Source organism: Mesopusillimonas faecipullorum, assembly GCF_020539505.1.
Taxonomy (GTDB): Bacteria; Pseudomonadota; Gammaproteobacteria; order Burkholderiales; family Burkholderiaceae_B; genus Mesopusillimonas; species Mesopusillimonas faecipullorum.
The window spans coordinates 505,912-521,843 of the sequence record NZ_JACDXW010000001.1 but is presented as its reverse complement, the minus strand read 5'-3'; the positions used below and the strand labels follow the sequence as shown (position 1 = coordinate 521,843).

Here is a 15,932-nt window from a genome sequence, read left to right as displayed (position 1 = left end):
TGTTGTCATTGAAAAAATCGGCCAACGTCGCTTGACCGGCGTCGCGCCATGCCTTAGAGTGGAGAAAAGTAGGATTTAGTGCAAAAAAGTGGGGTGAAAGTTCGTGTTTCAGGGAAGCAGTGCGTTGACGCTAGATGCCAAAGGGAGGGTTTCTGTACCCACCCGGCATCGTGACGTCCTCGTTTCCCAGGTGGCCGGGCGTTTAACCCTTACACGTAGCCCCGAAGGTTGTTTGCTTGTGTATCCACGCACGGTGTGGGAACAAAAACGCGAGCAGATTGCGGCCTTTCCGATGTCGGCACGCCCCTTGCAGCGTTTGCTGCTGGGCAATGCCCAAGATGTCGAGATGGACGGCTCAGGCCGAATATTGGTGGCGCCTGAGCTGCGGCAAGCGGCGGGGCTGACGCGCGAAGTCATGTTGCTGGGTATGGGTAGTCATTTCGAATTGTGGGATGCCGCAGAGTTGGCTCGGCGCGAGGCCGAGGACTTGGCAACCATGGTGACGTCTGACACTTTGAATCAGTTTTCCTTCTGAGGCCGGTCCATGGAACCCCAACATCGACCCGTGCTGCTCGAGGCGACGGTAAACGGGCTGATTGACGCGCAATTCGATAAGGCGGGTCGTTCGTCGGGCGCGGGCTTGACGAAGGCGGCTCAAACGGATGGTGTCTATATAGATGGCACGTTTGGGCGTGGTGGCCATTCTCGCTTGTTGCTCTCGCAATTGGGGCCGGATGCGCGCCTGATCGTATTCGACAAGGACCCCGAAGCGATTGCCGTGGCGCAGGACCTGCAGGCTGAAGATGCGCGTGTGCAATTTGTGCACGATGGGTTTTCCAGCATGGTTCAAGCCCTGGCGGAAAAAGGTATCGAGCAGGTTGATGGCGTCATGCTGGATCTCGGGGTGTCATCCCCGCAGCTCGATGAAGCACAACGTGGTTTTTCATTCATGCGCGAAGGTCCTTTGGATATGCGCATGGATACCAGCCGCGGTATGACGGCAGCGCAGTGGTTAGCGCAAGCCGATGTTGAACAGATCAGGGAGGTCATAGCGAATTATGGCGAAGAACGGTTTGCTTTCCAGATTGCAAAGGCGATTGTTGCTCGCCGCGAACCCCAGCCGCTGCGCACAACGCGGGAACTTGCCGAGCTCGTCGCCGGTGTCGTCCGCACGCGCGAGAAAGGTCAGCATCCGGCAACCCGTACCTTTCAGGCTTTACGGATTCACATCAATCAAGAAATCGAAGAGCTCGCGCGTGGCCTCGAGGCAGCGCTAACACTGCTCGCGCCGGGGGGGCGGCTGTCGGTGATCAGTTTCCATTCTCTTGAAGATCGCATGGTCAAGCAATGCATCGCAGCAGCGCGTCGTCGCGATGCGACGCAGTCGCGCCTGCCTATCCTAGAGAAAGATCTTCCCCAGCCTATCTTGCAGCCCTTGGCCCGCGTGTTGCCAGACGCCGAAGAAGTGGCGGGCAACCCACGTGCGCGTTCTGCTGTATTGCGGGTGGCTGAGCGCACGCTTGAGCCCATGCCCGAGCAGGGGCCCAGCGCCTTCCTACCGGCCTACGAACCTCCTGGGCAAGCAGCGCGGCAGCGCCGGAGGGCGGGCTGATGGGGCGTTTAAGCATGGTACTGGCTGTTCTGCTGATGTTGTCTGCCATTTCCTTGGTCACGGCGCGGTTTCAGTCGCGCCAGCTGTTCGTGGCGACTGAGGTTCTCTCAGCGAAAGAGCGTGATCTGGAGACCGATTGGCGCCGCTTGCAATTAGAACGGGCTGAGCTTGCGCGCAATGCGCGTACCGACACGATTGCACGAAAAGAACTGGGCATGACTTCTGTCGGCCCTGACCGCATCATCTATATGGAAGATGCCAGCATGGCGCAAGGGGGCACTCAATGAAGCGTGTCCGCTTTCACTCTACCCCCGCGCTGAACAATGTGCAGATGCCCATGTGGCGCGGGCGTTTGGTGGTCGTGCTGTTGTTCTTGGGTTTTCTTACCCTGGCTGGCAAGGCCTTGTACCTCCAGGGTATGTCCAAAGACTTCTTGCAGCGTCAGGGTGAAAGGCGCTACGAGCGCACGTTGGTGCTGCCGGCTACGCGTGGCAAGATACTAGACCGTAGTGGCGTTGTGTTGGCGTCCAGCGTGCCTGCGCGAGCTATCTGGGCCATACCCGATGACGCCAAAGCTATTCCAGAAGCCGAAATGGCGAAGCTGGCCGGTTTGCTGGAGCTTCCGCTTAAAGACCTCAAGGCGAGGCTGGCCGTAGAAGATAAAAACTTTGTTTATCTCAAGCGGCAGGTGGCTGTCGAACTGGCCGATGAAATCAAAACCCTCAAGTTGCCGGGTATTCATCAGCAAAGCGAAGAGCGCCGCTTCTATCCAGAGGGGGGTGTAACCGCCCACGTGCTGGGTTTTACCAATATAGAAGACAAGGGTCTGGAAGGCGTTGAACTGACCTTTGATTCAGCTTTGTCCGGGCAACCGGGCAGTCGACGCGTCATCAAAGACCGTTTGGGTCGTGTGGTCGAGGACGTGCGCGCCGTCGTGCCTCCCGTAGACGGTCAAGATCTGCATTTGTCCATCGATGCGGGCTTGCAGTTCGCGACCTATTCCGCGATTGCCAAGGCCATGGAGGACAACAAGGCCAGTGCGGCGGCTGCGGTGGTTCTTGATGTGCGAACGGGCGAGATTCTGGCGCTGGCCAACTTGCCCACTTACGATTCGAACGACCGTGATGCCCGCAAGGGCGGCGCACTGCGCAATCGCGTCATTACAGATACTTTCGAACCTGGCTCTATCATGAAGCCGTTCACTGTTGCGTTGGCGCTGGATCTTAAACGGATTACCTCGCGCACTATTTTCGAGACAGGTAACGGTCAGTACCGCTATCAAGGTTCGACCATTTCCGATGTTTCCCGCAATGGGCCTCTGGATGTGGCGGGCGTGTTGCGTCGCTCCAGCAATATCGGCATGACGATGATTTCCGAACGCCTGAGCTCTCAGGAAATGTGGAATAAGTTTACCGAGTTGGGTTTTGGCCGTGCGCCCCAGACCAGTTTCCCCGGCGTGGCTTCCGGACGCTTGCGTCCTTGGGAGCGTTGGCGTCCCATAGAGCGGGCCACGATGGCCTATGGCTATGGTCTATCTGTTTCGTTGCTGCAGATGGCCCAGGCTTACAGCGTTTTTGCTCGCGACGGCGATATGGTTTCGCTGTCGCTGTTGCGTCGCGAAGGTAAAGCCACTTCCGTGCAGGTATATACCCCCGAAGTCGCTGCCGCTGTACGTGCCATGCTCGAAGCCGCCGCTGGGCCCGACGGCGCCAAGTTGGCGCAGGTGCAAGGCTATCGGGTGGCTGGTAAAAGCGGAACAGCGCGCAAGATCGTCAATGGCCAGTACAGCAAGAATCGTTACCGCAGCTCTTTTGTAGGCTTTGCCCCTGTTTCCGACCCCCGCATCGTCGTGGCGATCAGCATAGACGAGCCCACGGCAGGGGCTTACTACGGCGGCAGGGTCGCGGCGCCTGTCTTTGCTGAAATTGTCGGCAGCAGTTTGCGTCGCCTGGGCGTGCAGCCCGATGCCGGTATTGATGAGTTAATGGCGTCAGGCCCGCAAATGGAGGTACGCCGATGAAGGCGCACGAAGTACTCGATTGGCTCAAAGAGCGGGTGTCCGCTTCGGCCCATTTGCATCTAGACTCCCGCCGCCTATCTGCGGGCGATGTGTTTTTCGCGTGCCCGGGAAAATCGGGAGACGGACGCCAACACGTGGATGAGGCCTTGGCGCAAGGCGCGGCTGCTATCGTGTTGCAAGCTCAGCCGGGTGAGCCGGTCCCGCAGACCAATGGTGTGCCTCTCCTGAGCGTGCCGGACTTGAGCGAGTTGCTGGGTGAAATAGCGCATTGCTGGTATGGCATGCCTTCCGAGGCCATGACGGTGGTGGCAACGACGGGCACAAACGGCAAGACCTCGGTTTCACAGTGGATAGCGACTGCATTGCGTCATGACGGCGTGCCTAGCGGCGCCATTGGCACCCTTGGGATGGTCATGCCTGATGGTTCGGCGCTGCCCGGCCTTTTGACCACGCCCGATGTGTTGAGTTTGCATCGTCAGTTGGCTGCGCTGCGTGCCGCGGGTGCGCAAGTCGTGGCCATAGAAGCGTCATCCATAGGCATAGAGCAAGGCCGGCTGGACGGCGTACGCATAGAAGTCGCTGCATTCACCAATCTGACGCACGACCACCTCGACTATCACGGCACCTTGGAAGCTTACCAAGATGCCAAGTTTCGCCTGTTTACGCGGCCCGAAATTCGCCGTGCCGTCATCAACGTGGATGACGCCGCAGGGCGTGCGCTGATCGAAATCCTGAATCCGGCTCATGTCTTCACTTATTCCTTGGTGGAAGGCTCGACTGCGGATTTCCGGGCCGGTGACTTGCACACCGGGGCTCGCGGCCTGGTTTTCAATTTGCTGACAGGGGCGGGAACGGCACAGATCGTCACGCGTGTCGTGGGCCGGCATAATATTTCCAACATGCTGTTGGTTGCCGCAGTACTGTCCAGTCTGGGCTGGTCTACGCAGCGTACCGCCCGAGTGCTGGGCGAGCTAAGGCCTGTGGCTGGGCGTCTGCAAACCGTGGCGTGGCCAGGTGCGCGTGAGCAAGCACCCTTGGTCGTCGTCGACTATGCACATACCCCCGACGCGCTAGAGCGTGCGCTGGAGGCCCTGCGCGAAACCGCCGCCAGTCGCCAAGGCCGCTTGTGGTGCGTATTCGGATGCGGTGGCGACCGGGATCGCGGCAAGCGCCCCATGATGGGCCGTATTGCCGCACAAGGCGCCGACCACGCCTTATTGACTTCAGATAACCCGCGCAGCGAGAACCCCGAGCAGATCCTGCAGGATATCGAGATTGGCATGATGGGCCGACGCTATCAGGTTGAGGCCGACCGTGCATTGGCGATATTGGCTGCCGTGTGGCGGGCAGAGTCGCGTGACGTGGTATTGATTGCGGGTAAGGGGCACGAAACCTACCAGGAAATCAACGGCCAACGCCAGCCCTTTGATGATAGGGTATGGGCCGAGCTGGCCTTGGCACTGCGTGACGGCGTCACCTTGGAAACCGACACCCGTCGCATTCAGACTGATCAGCTGTTTCTGGCTTTGCGCGGCGAGCGCTTCGATGGTCATGACTATTTAGAGACGGCGCAGGCCGCTGGTGCGGGCGCCGCAATCGTCGAGCGTGTGCGCCCAGAGGCCAAGCTGCGGCAACTGGAGGTGGGTGACACGCGGGCGGCGCTGGGTAAGCTGGGCCAGGCTTGGCGTGCGCGCTTTGATCTGCCGGTCATCGCCGTCACGGGTAGCAATGGCAAGACTACGACCAAAGAGATGATTGCCTCTATTTTGCGTGCCTGGCAGGGTGAAGAGGCCGTGCTATGGACGCGAGGTAATCTGAATAATGAACTGGGCGTTCCCCTGACCCTGCTGCGTTTGAGTGCAGAGCATCGCGCCGCTGTGGTCGAGTTGGGCATGAATCACCCCGGCGAGATCAAAGTGCTGGCAAGCATGGCTCAGCCTACCGTGGCGCTGGTTAACAATGCGCAGCGCGAGCATCAAGAGTTCATGCTGTCGGTGCAGGCTGTGGCTCAAGAAAACGGCAGCGTATTTGCCTTCTTGGATAAAGAAGGCGTGGCGGTGCATCCGGGCGACGATGAGTTCTTTTCGCTATGGGAAGATCTGAGCCGCCATTGCCGCAGGCTGGGTTTTGGCCTCGCGGTGGAGCGGGGTGTGCACGCAAGTGATATCCGTCAGCTGGCGCAGGGTTCCGTGTTCACCTTGCATCTTCCGGATGGTGAGCAGGGTGTGGTGCAGTTGCAGGTGCCCGGTATACACAACGTTAACAACGCCTTGGCGGCTGCTGCATGCGCTTACGCCGTCGGCGTGCCGGCCCATCTCATCTGCGCCGGTCTAGAAAACTTCACCTCTGTCAGCGGGCGTATGCAAGTACACAGCCTGCCTTCGGGTCAAACGCTGATTGACGACACTTACAACGCCAATCCAGATTCCGTGCTGGCAGCTATCGACGTGTTGGCCCAGGTGGCGGGGCGCAAAGTGTTGGTGTTGGGTGATATGGGCGAAGTGGGCGAACAGGGCCCGCTCATGCATGCCGAGGTCGGCAGCTACGCCCGAAAGAAAGGATTGGATGTTTTATTGACTTTCGGCCCATCGGCCGAATTGGCAGCCCAGGCTTTTGGGGAGGCCGCCGAGGCCTTCCAGGACATGGAGCTGCTGATCGATCGTCTGGCGCGAGAGCGCGAGGCACATATATTGGTAAAGGGATCGCGCAGCATGAGGATGGAGCGTGCGGTGCAAGCCATGATGGCGGCACCCGAACAAAACGCGGAAGGGGGGCACCATGTTGCTTGAACTGGCTCGCTGGCTCTCGGATCATCATATCCGTGCCTTCGGTGTTTTGGAGTACATCACCTTGCGTGCGGTGCTGGCCTGCGCCACAGCCTTGATCATAGGTTTGGTGGCAGGTCCAGCCGTCATCCGCAAACTTACCGAGCTGAAAATCGGCCAAGCGGTGCGCGCTTACGGCCCACAATCCCATCTGCAAAAAAACGGCACGCCTACCATGGGCGGGGCGCTGATCTTGGTGTCCATAGGTATCAGCACCTTGCTGTGGGCCGATTGGACCAACCGTTTTGTCTGGGTGGTGTTGCTGGTGACTTTCGGGTTTGGCTGGATAGGCTGGGCGGATGATTACAAGAAAGTCGTGCACCGTGACCCCGAGGGCATGTCCTCGCGTCGCAAGTTTGCCTACCAAACCATTATTGGCGTCATCGCCTCCATCTACCTGACCTTTGCGGTGTCGGCCCCGGCTAATGCCGAGCTTTGGCCATTGTTTCGCGATTGGGTGCTTAGCGGCTTTACCATGCCCTTGCCTCAACGTGCCGACCTGATCGTGCCGTTTTTCAAAAGCGTCAGCTACCCCTTGGGGGTATTCGGGTTTGCCGCCCTGACCTGGATGGTCATTGTGGGCTCCAGCAATGCGGTCAACTTGACTGATGGTCTGGATGGTCTGGCCATCATGCCCACGGTCATGGTGGGCAGTGCCTTGGGTATTTTTGCCTACGTAGTGGGCCGAGTCGATTACTCAAAATACCTTCTGTTTCCCTATATACCGGGCGCTTCCGAGGTGATGGTGCTGTGTGCGGCCATAGCGGGCGCGGGCTTGGCCTTTCTGTGGTTCAACGCCTATCCGGCCCAGGTCTTCATGGGAGACGTGGGGGCGTTGGCTTTGGGCGGAGCGCTGGGCACCATTGCGGTCATCGTACGTCAAGAGATCGTGCTGTTCATCATGGGCGGCGTATTCGTGGCAGAGACGCTCTCGGTCATGATGCAGGTGGCCTATTTCAAATACACCAAGAAGCGTTACGGTGAAGGAAGACGAATTCTGCGCATGGCGCCGCTGCATCACCACTTCGAGGTGGGCGGTTGGAAGGAAACCCAAGTTGTTGTGCGGTTTTGGATCATCAGCATGATGCTGGTTCTGATTGGTCTGGCGACCCTGAAATTACGATGACTGCCTATCGCTTCCCCTCCTTCGAAACTGGCGCCTTGACACTCATAGTAGGTCTGGGAGAAACCGGTGTGGCTGCCGCGCTATGGTGCGCGCAGCAGGGCGAGCGCTTGCGGGTGCTGGACACTCGCGAGCAGCCTGGCGGCTTGGCTGCATTGACCGAAAAGCTACAAACGGCGGGGCAGCAGGCCGAGTTTTTGTTGGGGGTCGAGCACTTTGGCGAAGCCGCTCTTGAAGGGGTGCAGCGCCTAGTTCTCAGCCCGGGTTTATCCCCGCTGGCTGAGCCTGTGCGCACCTTGCTAAGCCTGGCTGAAGCGCGCGGCATTGCCGTGCAAGGGGAGATCGAGCTTTTCGCACTGGCCTTGCGCGATCTGCGCGAGCAAGGCTATCAACCCAAGGTGTTGGCAGTGACCGGCACCAACGGCAAGACCACCGTGACATCCATGGTGCGAGCCCTGGTCGAAGCCTCGGCTGCCACGGCGATGGCCGCAGGCAATATCAGCCCGGCAGCCCTGGCCGCGCTTAGCCGTGCGCTTGAGCAAGAACAATTGCCGCAAGTCTGGGTGCTGGAATTGTCCAGCTTCCAGCTGCACACTACGCATTCCCTGGCGCTGGATGCCGCTGTCGTTTTGAACGTCACACAAGATCATCTGGACTGGCATGGTGATATGTCTGCCTACGCAGCGGCCAAACAGCAGCTGTTGACGATGGCGCAGGTGGCAGTGCTGAATCGCGACGACGCCTGGTGCCGCGAGATGGTCGCCGACTTGTGCGCAGCCAATGTGCGCAGTTTCGGGCAAGGTTTGCCCGAGCTAGAGGGTGATCTGGGGCTTGAAGACGACCATGGTTTGACTTGGCTAAGTGCGGCTGAGGCGCTCGATATGGACGCGCCGCGCCCAGCGCCGCGACGTCGTCGCAAAGGTGCTGAACCCGAGGCCGAACTACGGCAAGCTGGGCGAGTCACGCGCATGATGCCTTCGGACGCCTTATTCGTGCGAGGGCGCCACAATGCCTTGAACGCCTTGGCCGCCCTGGCTTTAGGCAAGGCTATTGGCCTGACTTGGGGCGATATGTTGCGCGCGCTGCGTAGTTACGAGGGCGAACCTCACCGCACCCGTTTCGTGCGGGTGATCAATGATGTCACGTTTGTTGATGACAGCAAGGCAACAAACGTCGGCGCCACGCAAGCCGCCCTGGATGGCTTGGATCACAAAGTGGTGCTCATCGCCGGTGGCGTGGGCAAAGGCCAGGACTTCTCTCCCCTGGCGCCTTTGGTGATGCAACATGCGCGGGCGGTGGTGTTAATGGGGCGTGATCAAGACGCCCTGGCCGCCGTTTTGCAGACAGAGACTTTGACCGTCGTACGGGTGGCGTCTATGGAAGAGGCCGTGCGGCAGTCCTTTGCCTTGGCCCAGCCGGGTGATGCGGTACTGCTGTCGCCTGCTTGCGCCAGTTTGGACATGTTCCGTGACTACGCTCATCGCGGTCAGGTGTTTGCCGACGCCGTGCATGAGCTTGCTCTGGAAAGAGGAGAGGTTGCATGAGCCTGTTCACCGACCTGACTTCCAGCGTCAATGCCGTACGTCCAGGGCGTACGAGCATGCCCAGCTTTGACATGGGCATAGTCATTGCTGTGACGACGCTGGTGTTGTTCGGCTTGCTCATGGTGTATTCAGCTTCCATAGCGTTGGCCGACGGCCCGCGTTACGAAAGCTATGGGCGCTACTACTTTGTGTTGCGCCATGGCGTGTTTGTTCTGATTGGTGTGATCAGTCTGGCTTTCGTGCTGGGTGTGCCCATGCAGGTGTGGCACAAGCTGGCAGTTCCGCTTTTCTTGCTTAGCGTATTGCTGCTGATCGTTGTGCTGATACCTGGTTTGGGACGAGAGGTGAACGGCGCCCGGCGCTGGCTGCCCTTGGGCATCATCAATTTCCAGCCTTCAGAGCTGATGAAGGTTTCCATGCTGTTGTTTGCGTCGGCCTATACCGTGCGCAAGCAAGAGCATCTGCAGAAGTTTTTCCGGGGTTTCATGCCCATGGCTTGCGCGCTGGGCTTGGTGGGTGTGCTATTGCTGATGGAGCCCGACTTGGGCGCTTTCATCGTTATTGTGGCTATCGCAGTGGGGATACTGTTCATAGGCGGGATAAACGGCAAGCTGTTTTCCAGCCTCATGGCGGTGTTGATAGGCAGTTTCATGCTGCTGATCTGGCTTTCTCCCTGGCGGCGTGAACGCATCTTTGCTTATCTTGATCCCTGGAATCCCGATAACGCCTACGGTAGCGCTTACCAGCTCTCTCACTCATTGATTGCTTTGGGTCGTGGAGAGTGGTTTGGGGTGGGCTTGGGGGCCAGCGTCGAGAAACTGCATTATTTGCCCGAAGCGCACACCGACTTTATTGTCGCCGTCATCGGAGAAGAGTTGGGCTTTGTCGGCGTCTTGGCACTGCTCATGCTGTTTGGCTTCATTATCAGCCGGGCCTTCGAAATCGGTCGTCAAGCGATCGCCATGGACCGCATCTTCAATGGCTTGGTGGCCCAGGGCGTGGCCATGTGGCTGGGTGTGCAAACCTTCATCAATATTGGTGTCTGCGTAGGTCTGCTGCCCACCAAAGGCTTGACCTTGCCCTTGGTGAGTTATGGCGGTTCAGGCATCGTGATGAACCTGGTGGCGATTGCTTTGCTGCTGCGTGTCGATTTTGAGAACCGCAACATGATGCGAGGGCGACGGACATGAAAACGCAGCGCACCTTGATGATAGCGGCGGGGGGAACCGGCGGTCACATCATGCCTGGCTTGGCAGTGGCTGAAGAAATGCGCGCACGCGGTTGGAACGTCGTCTGGTTGGGGCATCCCGAACGTATGGAAGGCAAACTGGTACCAGCGCATGGAATAGACATATTGCCTTTGCGTTTTGCCGGCGTGCGCGGCAAGGGTGCCGTCTCTTTGTTGAAGCTGCCTTTCTCTTTGTCGAGTGCCTTGAGCCAGGCCTCCGTCGCCTTTCGTCAAGCCCAACCGGATGTGGTGTTGGGCATGGGCGGCTATGTTGCGTTCCCCGCCGGGCTGATGGCCAAGATCAAGCGGGTGCCCCTCGTCATTCACGAGCAGAATGCCGTGGCGGGATCAGCCAATCGCTGGCTGGCGAAGATGGCTCAGAAAGTTTTGGTGGGCTTTCCTGGCGCATTGCCCGGTGCTTTGGTTGTCGGCAACCCCGTACGACCGGCGGTTTTGCAATTGGGTCAGGCACAAGAGCGCTACGCCGCGCGTACCGGGCCGCTGCGTTTGCTGGTTCTGGGCGGCAGCCTAGGGGCACAGCCTTTAAACCGTGTCGTACCCGAAGCCTTGGCGCAATTGCCGCCGGCTCTGCGGCCTGCGGTGGTGCATCAAACCGGTGCGCAGCATTTGCAAGCCGTACAGGCAGATTACCAACGTCTGGGCGTGCAAGCCGCCTGCCATGAGTTTATTGAGGACGTGCCTTACGAGCTTGCGCAGGCTGATTTGCTGGTTTGCCGTGCCGGCGCCATGACCGTGGCCGAGGTGGCCGCGGCAGGCGTCGCCGCATTATTCGTGCCCTTGCCGCACGCTATAGACGATCACCAGCGCGCCAATGCGCGCTACCTGACTGACTGCCAGGGCGGCTGGCTGCAGGACCAGAAAGAGTTGACGCCGCAATGGCTGGCCGAATGGCTGGCAGTGCGCACGCGGGCTGAATTGTCCAGTGTGGCGCAGCATGCGCATCAGCATGCCAGCCCGCAGGCTACGCAACATATCGCCGACGCATGTGAACAAGTCGCGCGAGGAACCCTATGAAACATCGTATCCAAAGCATCCATTTTGTAGGCATAGGCGGATCCGGCATGAGCGGCATTGCCGAAGTGCTGCTTAACCTAGGCTACACCATCAGTGGCTCCGATTTGCAAGAGTCGGCAGCGACGCGCCGCCTGGAAGGTCTGGGCGCGCGCATTGCTATAGGCCATGAGGCGGCGAACGTGCGTAACGCCGGGGCCATCGTCACTTCCACTGCCGTCGCAGCCGATAATCCCGAAGTCATTGCTGCCCGTGCCGCAGGCGTGCCGGTGGTGCCTCGGGCACTGATGTTGGCCGAACTGATGCGTCTGAAGCGCGGTATCGCTGTGGCCGGTACACATGGCAAGACCACCACTACCAGCCTGATTGCCAGCGTCCTGGCGGCTGGCGGCCTGGATCCTACCTTCGTCATAGGCGGGAAACTGACGGCGGCTGACGCCAATGCCCGCTTGGGTCAGGGCGAATACATCGTTGTCGAGGCCGACGAGTCTGACGCTTCATTTCTGAATTTGCTACCGGTGATGGCGGTCATCACCAATATCGACGTTGACCATATGGACACCTATGGTCATGACGTCAAGCGTCTGAAAGCCGCTTTTATCGAGTTCATTCATCGTCTGCCTTTCTATGGCAGCGCCGTTGTGTGTCTGGAAGACGCCAACGTACGCGAGATCCTGCCCCTTATTTCGCGCCCCATTACTTCCTATGGCTTTGAAGAAACGGCCGCGGTCAGGGCTGTAAACGTAAGGGCCCAGGGCCCACGCATGTGTTTCGACGTCTTGCGGCGTACGTCAGAGGGTGATTTACCGCCTTTATCTATCTGCCTGAATCTGCCTGGGCGCCATAACGTTCTGAATGCCTTGGCGGCTGTTGCGGTGGCAACCGAGGTGGGGGTCCCTGATGAGGCCATCGCCCAGTCCTTGGAGGCTTTCAATGGAGTGGGGCGACGCTTCACCTTGGTCGGCGATTTTGACGTCGCCCCGGAAAAAGGCGCGGGTCGATTCACTCTGGTGGATGACTATGGGCACCATCCGGCAGAAATGCGGGCTACCTTGGCCGCCGCGCGAGGCGCTTGGCCTGAGCGTCGCATCGTGCTGGCTTTCCAACCTCATCGCTATACGCGCACGCGTGATTGCTTCGAGGATTTTGTGGATGTCCTCGGAAACGCCGATGCGGTGTTGTTGACCGAGGTCTTTCCCGCTGGAGAGGCGCCTTTGGTCGCTGCTGATGGCCGAGCCTTGACGCGCGCGGTGCGCGTGGCAGGCAAGGTAGAACCGGTCTTTGTAGAGAACGTGTCTGACCTGCCTTCGGCAATTCGTAATATTGCCCAAGATGGCGACGTTGTCGTCGTCATGGGGGCCGGCTCTATTAGCAAGGTAGCCGGGCAGTTGGGAGAAAGCGCATGAAATTGAAGTATGGGCGCGTTGGCATACTGTACGGTGGCCGCTCGGCAGAACGAGAAGTGTCACTGATGTCAGGGCAGGGGGTTTATCAAGCCTTAAGCGAAGCCGGGCTGGATGTGCACCTGTTCGATACCGGCGAGCGTCCTTTGCAAGACTTGTTTTCCGCCGGGTTCGATAGGGTGTTCATCGTTTTGCATGGTCGCTATGGCGAAGACGGCACGGTGCAGGGTCTGCTGGAAATGATGGGGCTCCCCTATACCGGCAGCGGTCCGCTGGCCTCCAGTTTGGCGATGGACAAGATCATGACCAAGAAGGTCTGGCTGCAAGCCGGCTTGCCCACGCCTGCCTATGTTGCCCTTGAGAGTGAAGCTGAATTGGCGGGACTGACCCAAGCCCTGGGTTTGCCGCTGATCGTCAAACCGCCTCATGAAGGATCAACGCTGGGGCTCACCAAGGTGGTAGAGGCCGGGCAGTTGCCGGCTGCCTATCGCCTGGCTGGGCGCTATGAGCCCGTCGTGCTCGCCGAGCAATTCATTCGTGGCCGTGAACTGACGGTGCCCGTGCTGGGCAAAGGTGCTGGCGCGCACGCCTTACCCATCGTCGAGATCATCGCCCCGCAAGGCAATTACGACTACGAAAACAAGTATTTCTCGGACGAAACCCGCTACATATGCCCGGCTGAGTTGGACGAGGGGGTGGCAGCGCGCGTGCGTCAATTGGCAGAGCAGGCTTATCGCGCTCTGGGTTGCGAGGGTTGGGGCAGGGCTGATTTCATCCTCGACGAGCAAGGACAGCCTTGGTTGCTGGAAATGAATACCTCTCCCGGCATGACCTCCCATTCCTTGGTACCCATGAGCGCACGTGGCGCGGGCTTGTCCTATACCGAACTGTGTTTGGCCATTCTTGACGGCGCCGCTTGCAAAGTGCGGCGTCATGAGATCTGATCCGGAGCCATTGTCATGTTTTCCGACCCCCGCCTAACCAACTTCCTTGCGAACATGCTGGCTGTGCTGGCCGTGTGCGCTTTGGTCGTTGCCGCGGTGTGGTGGGTGGTGCAACGTCCTTACTTTACGTTGACGCACATACAGATTGAGCCTGTGCAAGCAGAAACATTGAACTATGTTTCTCCCACAACGGTGCGTGCGACGATTGCCGGCAGAGAACTGGGCAACTTCTTTTCCACTGATCTGGACAGCGTGCGGCAGTTGTTCGAAACCGTTCCTTGGGTTCGTCAGGTGCAGGTGCGGCGAATATGGCCCAACACGCTACACGTGCAAATCGAAGAGCATCAGCCTCTGGCCTTGTGGAATGAAGACCAGATGATCAATACCTGGGGCGAGGCGTTCCGCGCCAACCAGGGTGAGCTTGCTGATGACGCCCAATTGCCGCATTTCTTTGGACCCGAAAACTCCGAACGGCTGGTCGTGCAACGTTACGCTGAACTGGCGCGCTGGTTCGCTCCCTTGAGTTTCAGGGTAAGCGAGGTGTCGTTGAGTCCTCGTTATGCCTGGTCCGTGGAGCTTGCTGATGGCATGCGTCTGAACTTGGGGCGCGACCCAGCGGCGGATGTGGCAGACCCGCATGGCCGATCAGGGGCACTGCCTTTCGCCACGCGTATTCAACGCTTTGTACAGAGCTGGCCCACCTTGGCGGGTCGTCTGGATGGTCGCGCTGTCAGCAGTGCCGATTTACGTTATGCCAATGGCTTCGCGGTGACCTTGGCTCCTGTCTCTACTTCTACCAACAGATAAAACATCATGACCCGAGATATCAAGGATTTGATCGTTGCGCTCGATATCGGCACCAGCAAAGTAGTGGCCGTGGTGGCCGAGAGCCTGCCGGAAGGGCGCTTCGAAGTGATCGGGCTGGGACAGCACGAATCGCAGGGCATGCGCAAAGGCGTCGTGGTCAACATCGAGGCCACGGTCAACTCCATCCAGCGCGCGCTGGAAGAGGCTGAGTTGATGGCAGACTGCAAAATCCGCGAAGTTTACACAGGCATCGCGGGTAGCCATATCGCCAGCTTCAACTCTAGCGGCATGGTGGCAGTCAAGGATAAGGAAGTGACGGCTGGCGATGTGGCGCGGGTGATCGAAACGGCCAAGGCCGTCAATATCCCCACCGATCAACAAGTGCTCCATGTGCTGACGCAGGAGTTCATCGTTGACTCTCAAGAGGATATACGTGAGCCCATAGGCATGAGTGGTTTGCGCCTGGAAGTGCGCGTGCACATCGTTACCGGTGCCGTCAGCGCGGTGCAGAACATCATTAAATGCGTGCGTCGTTGCGGGCTTGAGGTGCAAGACCTCATTCTGCAGCCGCTGGCCTCCAGTCAAGCCTGCCTGACTGCCGACGAGAAAGAGTTGGGCGTGGTGCTGGTGGATATCGGAGGCGGTACGACGGATGTCGCCATCTACACGGGCGGCGCCATACGCCATACGGCGGTCGTCCCTATCGCGGGTGACCAAGTGACCAGCGACATCGCTGCGATGCTGCGTACACCTACGCCGGATGCTGAAGAGATCAAGTTGCGCCACGGTATTGCCAAGCAAGTGCTGGTTGGCGCAGACGAATACATCGAGGTGCCTGGCTTGGGCGACCGCCCCAACCGGCATGTTAAACGCCAGGCTTTGGGGGCGGTGATAGAACCCCGTGTCGAAGAGTTGTTTACCTTCGTGCAGCAGATTGTGCGCGAATCCGGCTATGAAGACCTGCTCTCGTCAGGCGTTGTTCTGACAGGTGGAACCTCGATGATGCCGGGCATCGTCGAACTGGCCGAGGATGTGTTCCTCAAGCCGGTGCGAGTCGCTGTCCCGGCGTATGAAGGCAGTTTGGCCGATGTGATGCGTAATCCACGCTTCTCAACGGTGATGGGCTTGTTGACCGAAGCGCGCTTGCAAAAGGCGCGCGGTCGCAAGGTGGCGCAACAGACAGGCAGTGTGAAAAGCCTGCTGGCACGCATGAAGGAATGGTTCATGAATTAAAACCTTCGTGCCTTCCAGGACGGGCGGGGTGACTCGTCCTGCTGGGGAGGTTTCAAGCGGAAGGCGAACCGTGTTGGCGTTCCGCTTGAGATGTCCCCGGAAAAATTGCAGTAACGGGAGATCCAATATTTTTGGTTTTATGGTTAATGAGAGGGAGTCAA

At 59.0% G+C, this 15,932-nt stretch carries 13 protein-coding genes; all 13 read left to right on the top strand.

Going from position 1 to position 15,932, the window contains the following annotated elements:
• The first annotated feature begins 103 nt into the window (after positions 1-103).
• Genes mraZ through ftsA form a run of 13 tightly spaced genes read left to right on the top strand, consistent with a single transcriptional unit; the run spans position 104 to position 15,771 of the window.
• Complete coding sequence (gene mraZ, locus H0484_RS02430) at positions 104-535, top strand: division/cell wall cluster transcriptional repressor MraZ (RefSeq protein ID WP_226952841.1); 432 nt, start codon at positions 104-106, stop codon at positions 533-535.
• A 9-nt stretch (positions 536-544) separates the two neighbouring features.
• The gene (gene rsmH, locus H0484_RS02425; protein WP_226952840.1) at positions 545-1,612 is read left to right on the top strand and encodes a 16S rRNA (cytosine(1402)-N(4))-methyltransferase RsmH; all 1,068 of its coding nucleotides are present in this window, start codon (positions 545-547) and stop codon (positions 1,610-1,612) included.
• Positions 1,612-1,899 carry a cell division protein FtsL gene (ftsL, locus tag H0484_RS02420; protein WP_226952839.1) on the top strand — a complete coding sequence of 96 codons (288 nt, stop codon included), beginning with the start codon at positions 1,612-1,614 and terminating at the stop codon, positions 1,897-1,899. Before rsmH ends, ftsL begins: the two co-directional genes overlap by 1 nt.
• Positions 1,896-3,632, top strand: a complete 1,737-nt coding sequence (locus H0484_RS02415; protein ID WP_226952838.1) for a peptidoglycan D,D-transpeptidase FtsI family protein — start codon at positions 1,896-1,898, stop codon at positions 3,630-3,632. Before ftsL ends, H0484_RS02415 begins: the two co-directional genes overlap by 4 nt.
• Entirely contained in the window at positions 3,629-6,421 is a 2,793-nt protein-coding gene (murF, locus tag H0484_RS02410; RefSeq protein ID WP_226952837.1) for a bifunctional UDP-N-acetylmuramoyl-L-alanyl-D-glutamate--2,6-diaminopimelate ligase MurE/UDP-N-acetylmuramoyl-tripeptide--D-alanyl-D-alanine ligase MurF, read from the top strand. Before H0484_RS02415 ends, murF begins: the two co-directional genes overlap by 4 nt.
• Entirely contained in the window at positions 6,411-7,583 is a 1,173-nt protein-coding gene (mraY, locus tag H0484_RS02405; RefSeq protein ID WP_226952836.1) for a phospho-N-acetylmuramoyl-pentapeptide-transferase, read from the top strand. Before murF ends, mraY begins: the two co-directional genes overlap by 11 nt.
• Positions 7,580-9,124 carry a UDP-N-acetylmuramoyl-L-alanine--D-glutamate ligase gene (gene murD, locus H0484_RS02400; protein WP_226952835.1) on the top strand — a complete coding sequence of 515 codons (1,545 nt, stop codon included), beginning with the start codon at positions 7,580-7,582 and terminating at the stop codon, positions 9,122-9,124. The genes mraY and murD overlap by 4 nt, the downstream gene beginning before the upstream one ends.
• Positions 9,121-10,314 (top strand): putative lipid II flippase FtsW, encoded by a 1,194-nt coding sequence (ftsW, locus tag H0484_RS02395; protein ID WP_226952834.1) that lies wholly within the window; start codon positions 9,121-9,123, stop codon positions 10,312-10,314. The genes murD and ftsW overlap by 4 nt, the downstream gene beginning before the upstream one ends.
• Complete coding sequence (gene murG / locus H0484_RS02390) at positions 10,311-11,387, top strand: undecaprenyldiphospho-muramoylpentapeptide beta-N-acetylglucosaminyltransferase (protein WP_226952833.1); 1,077 nt, start codon at positions 10,311-10,313, stop codon at positions 11,385-11,387. The genes ftsW and murG overlap by 4 nt, the downstream gene beginning before the upstream one ends.
• Positions 11,384-12,790 (top strand): UDP-N-acetylmuramate--L-alanine ligase, encoded by a 1,407-nt coding sequence (murC, locus tag H0484_RS02385; RefSeq protein WP_226952832.1) that lies wholly within the window; start codon positions 11,384-11,386, stop codon positions 12,788-12,790. The genes murG and murC overlap by 4 nt, the downstream gene beginning before the upstream one ends.
• Complete coding sequence (locus tag H0484_RS02380) at positions 12,787-13,731, top strand: D-alanine--D-alanine ligase (protein WP_226952831.1); 945 nt, start codon at positions 12,787-12,789, stop codon at positions 13,729-13,731. The genes murC and H0484_RS02380 overlap by 4 nt, the downstream gene beginning before the upstream one ends.
• Before the next feature lie 15 nt (positions 13,732-13,746).
• Positions 13,747-14,538, top strand: coding sequence for a cell division protein FtsQ/DivIB (locus H0484_RS02375; protein ID WP_226952830.1), 792 nt, complete (start codon positions 13,747-13,749; stop codon positions 14,536-14,538).
• A 6-nt stretch (positions 14,539-14,544) separates the two neighbouring features.
• The gene (ftsA, locus tag H0484_RS02370; protein ID WP_226952829.1) at positions 14,545-15,771 is read left to right on the top strand and encodes a cell division protein FtsA; all 1,227 of its coding nucleotides are present in this window, start codon (positions 14,545-14,547) and stop codon (positions 15,769-15,771) included.
• Positions 15,772-15,932: the final 161 nt, after the last annotated feature.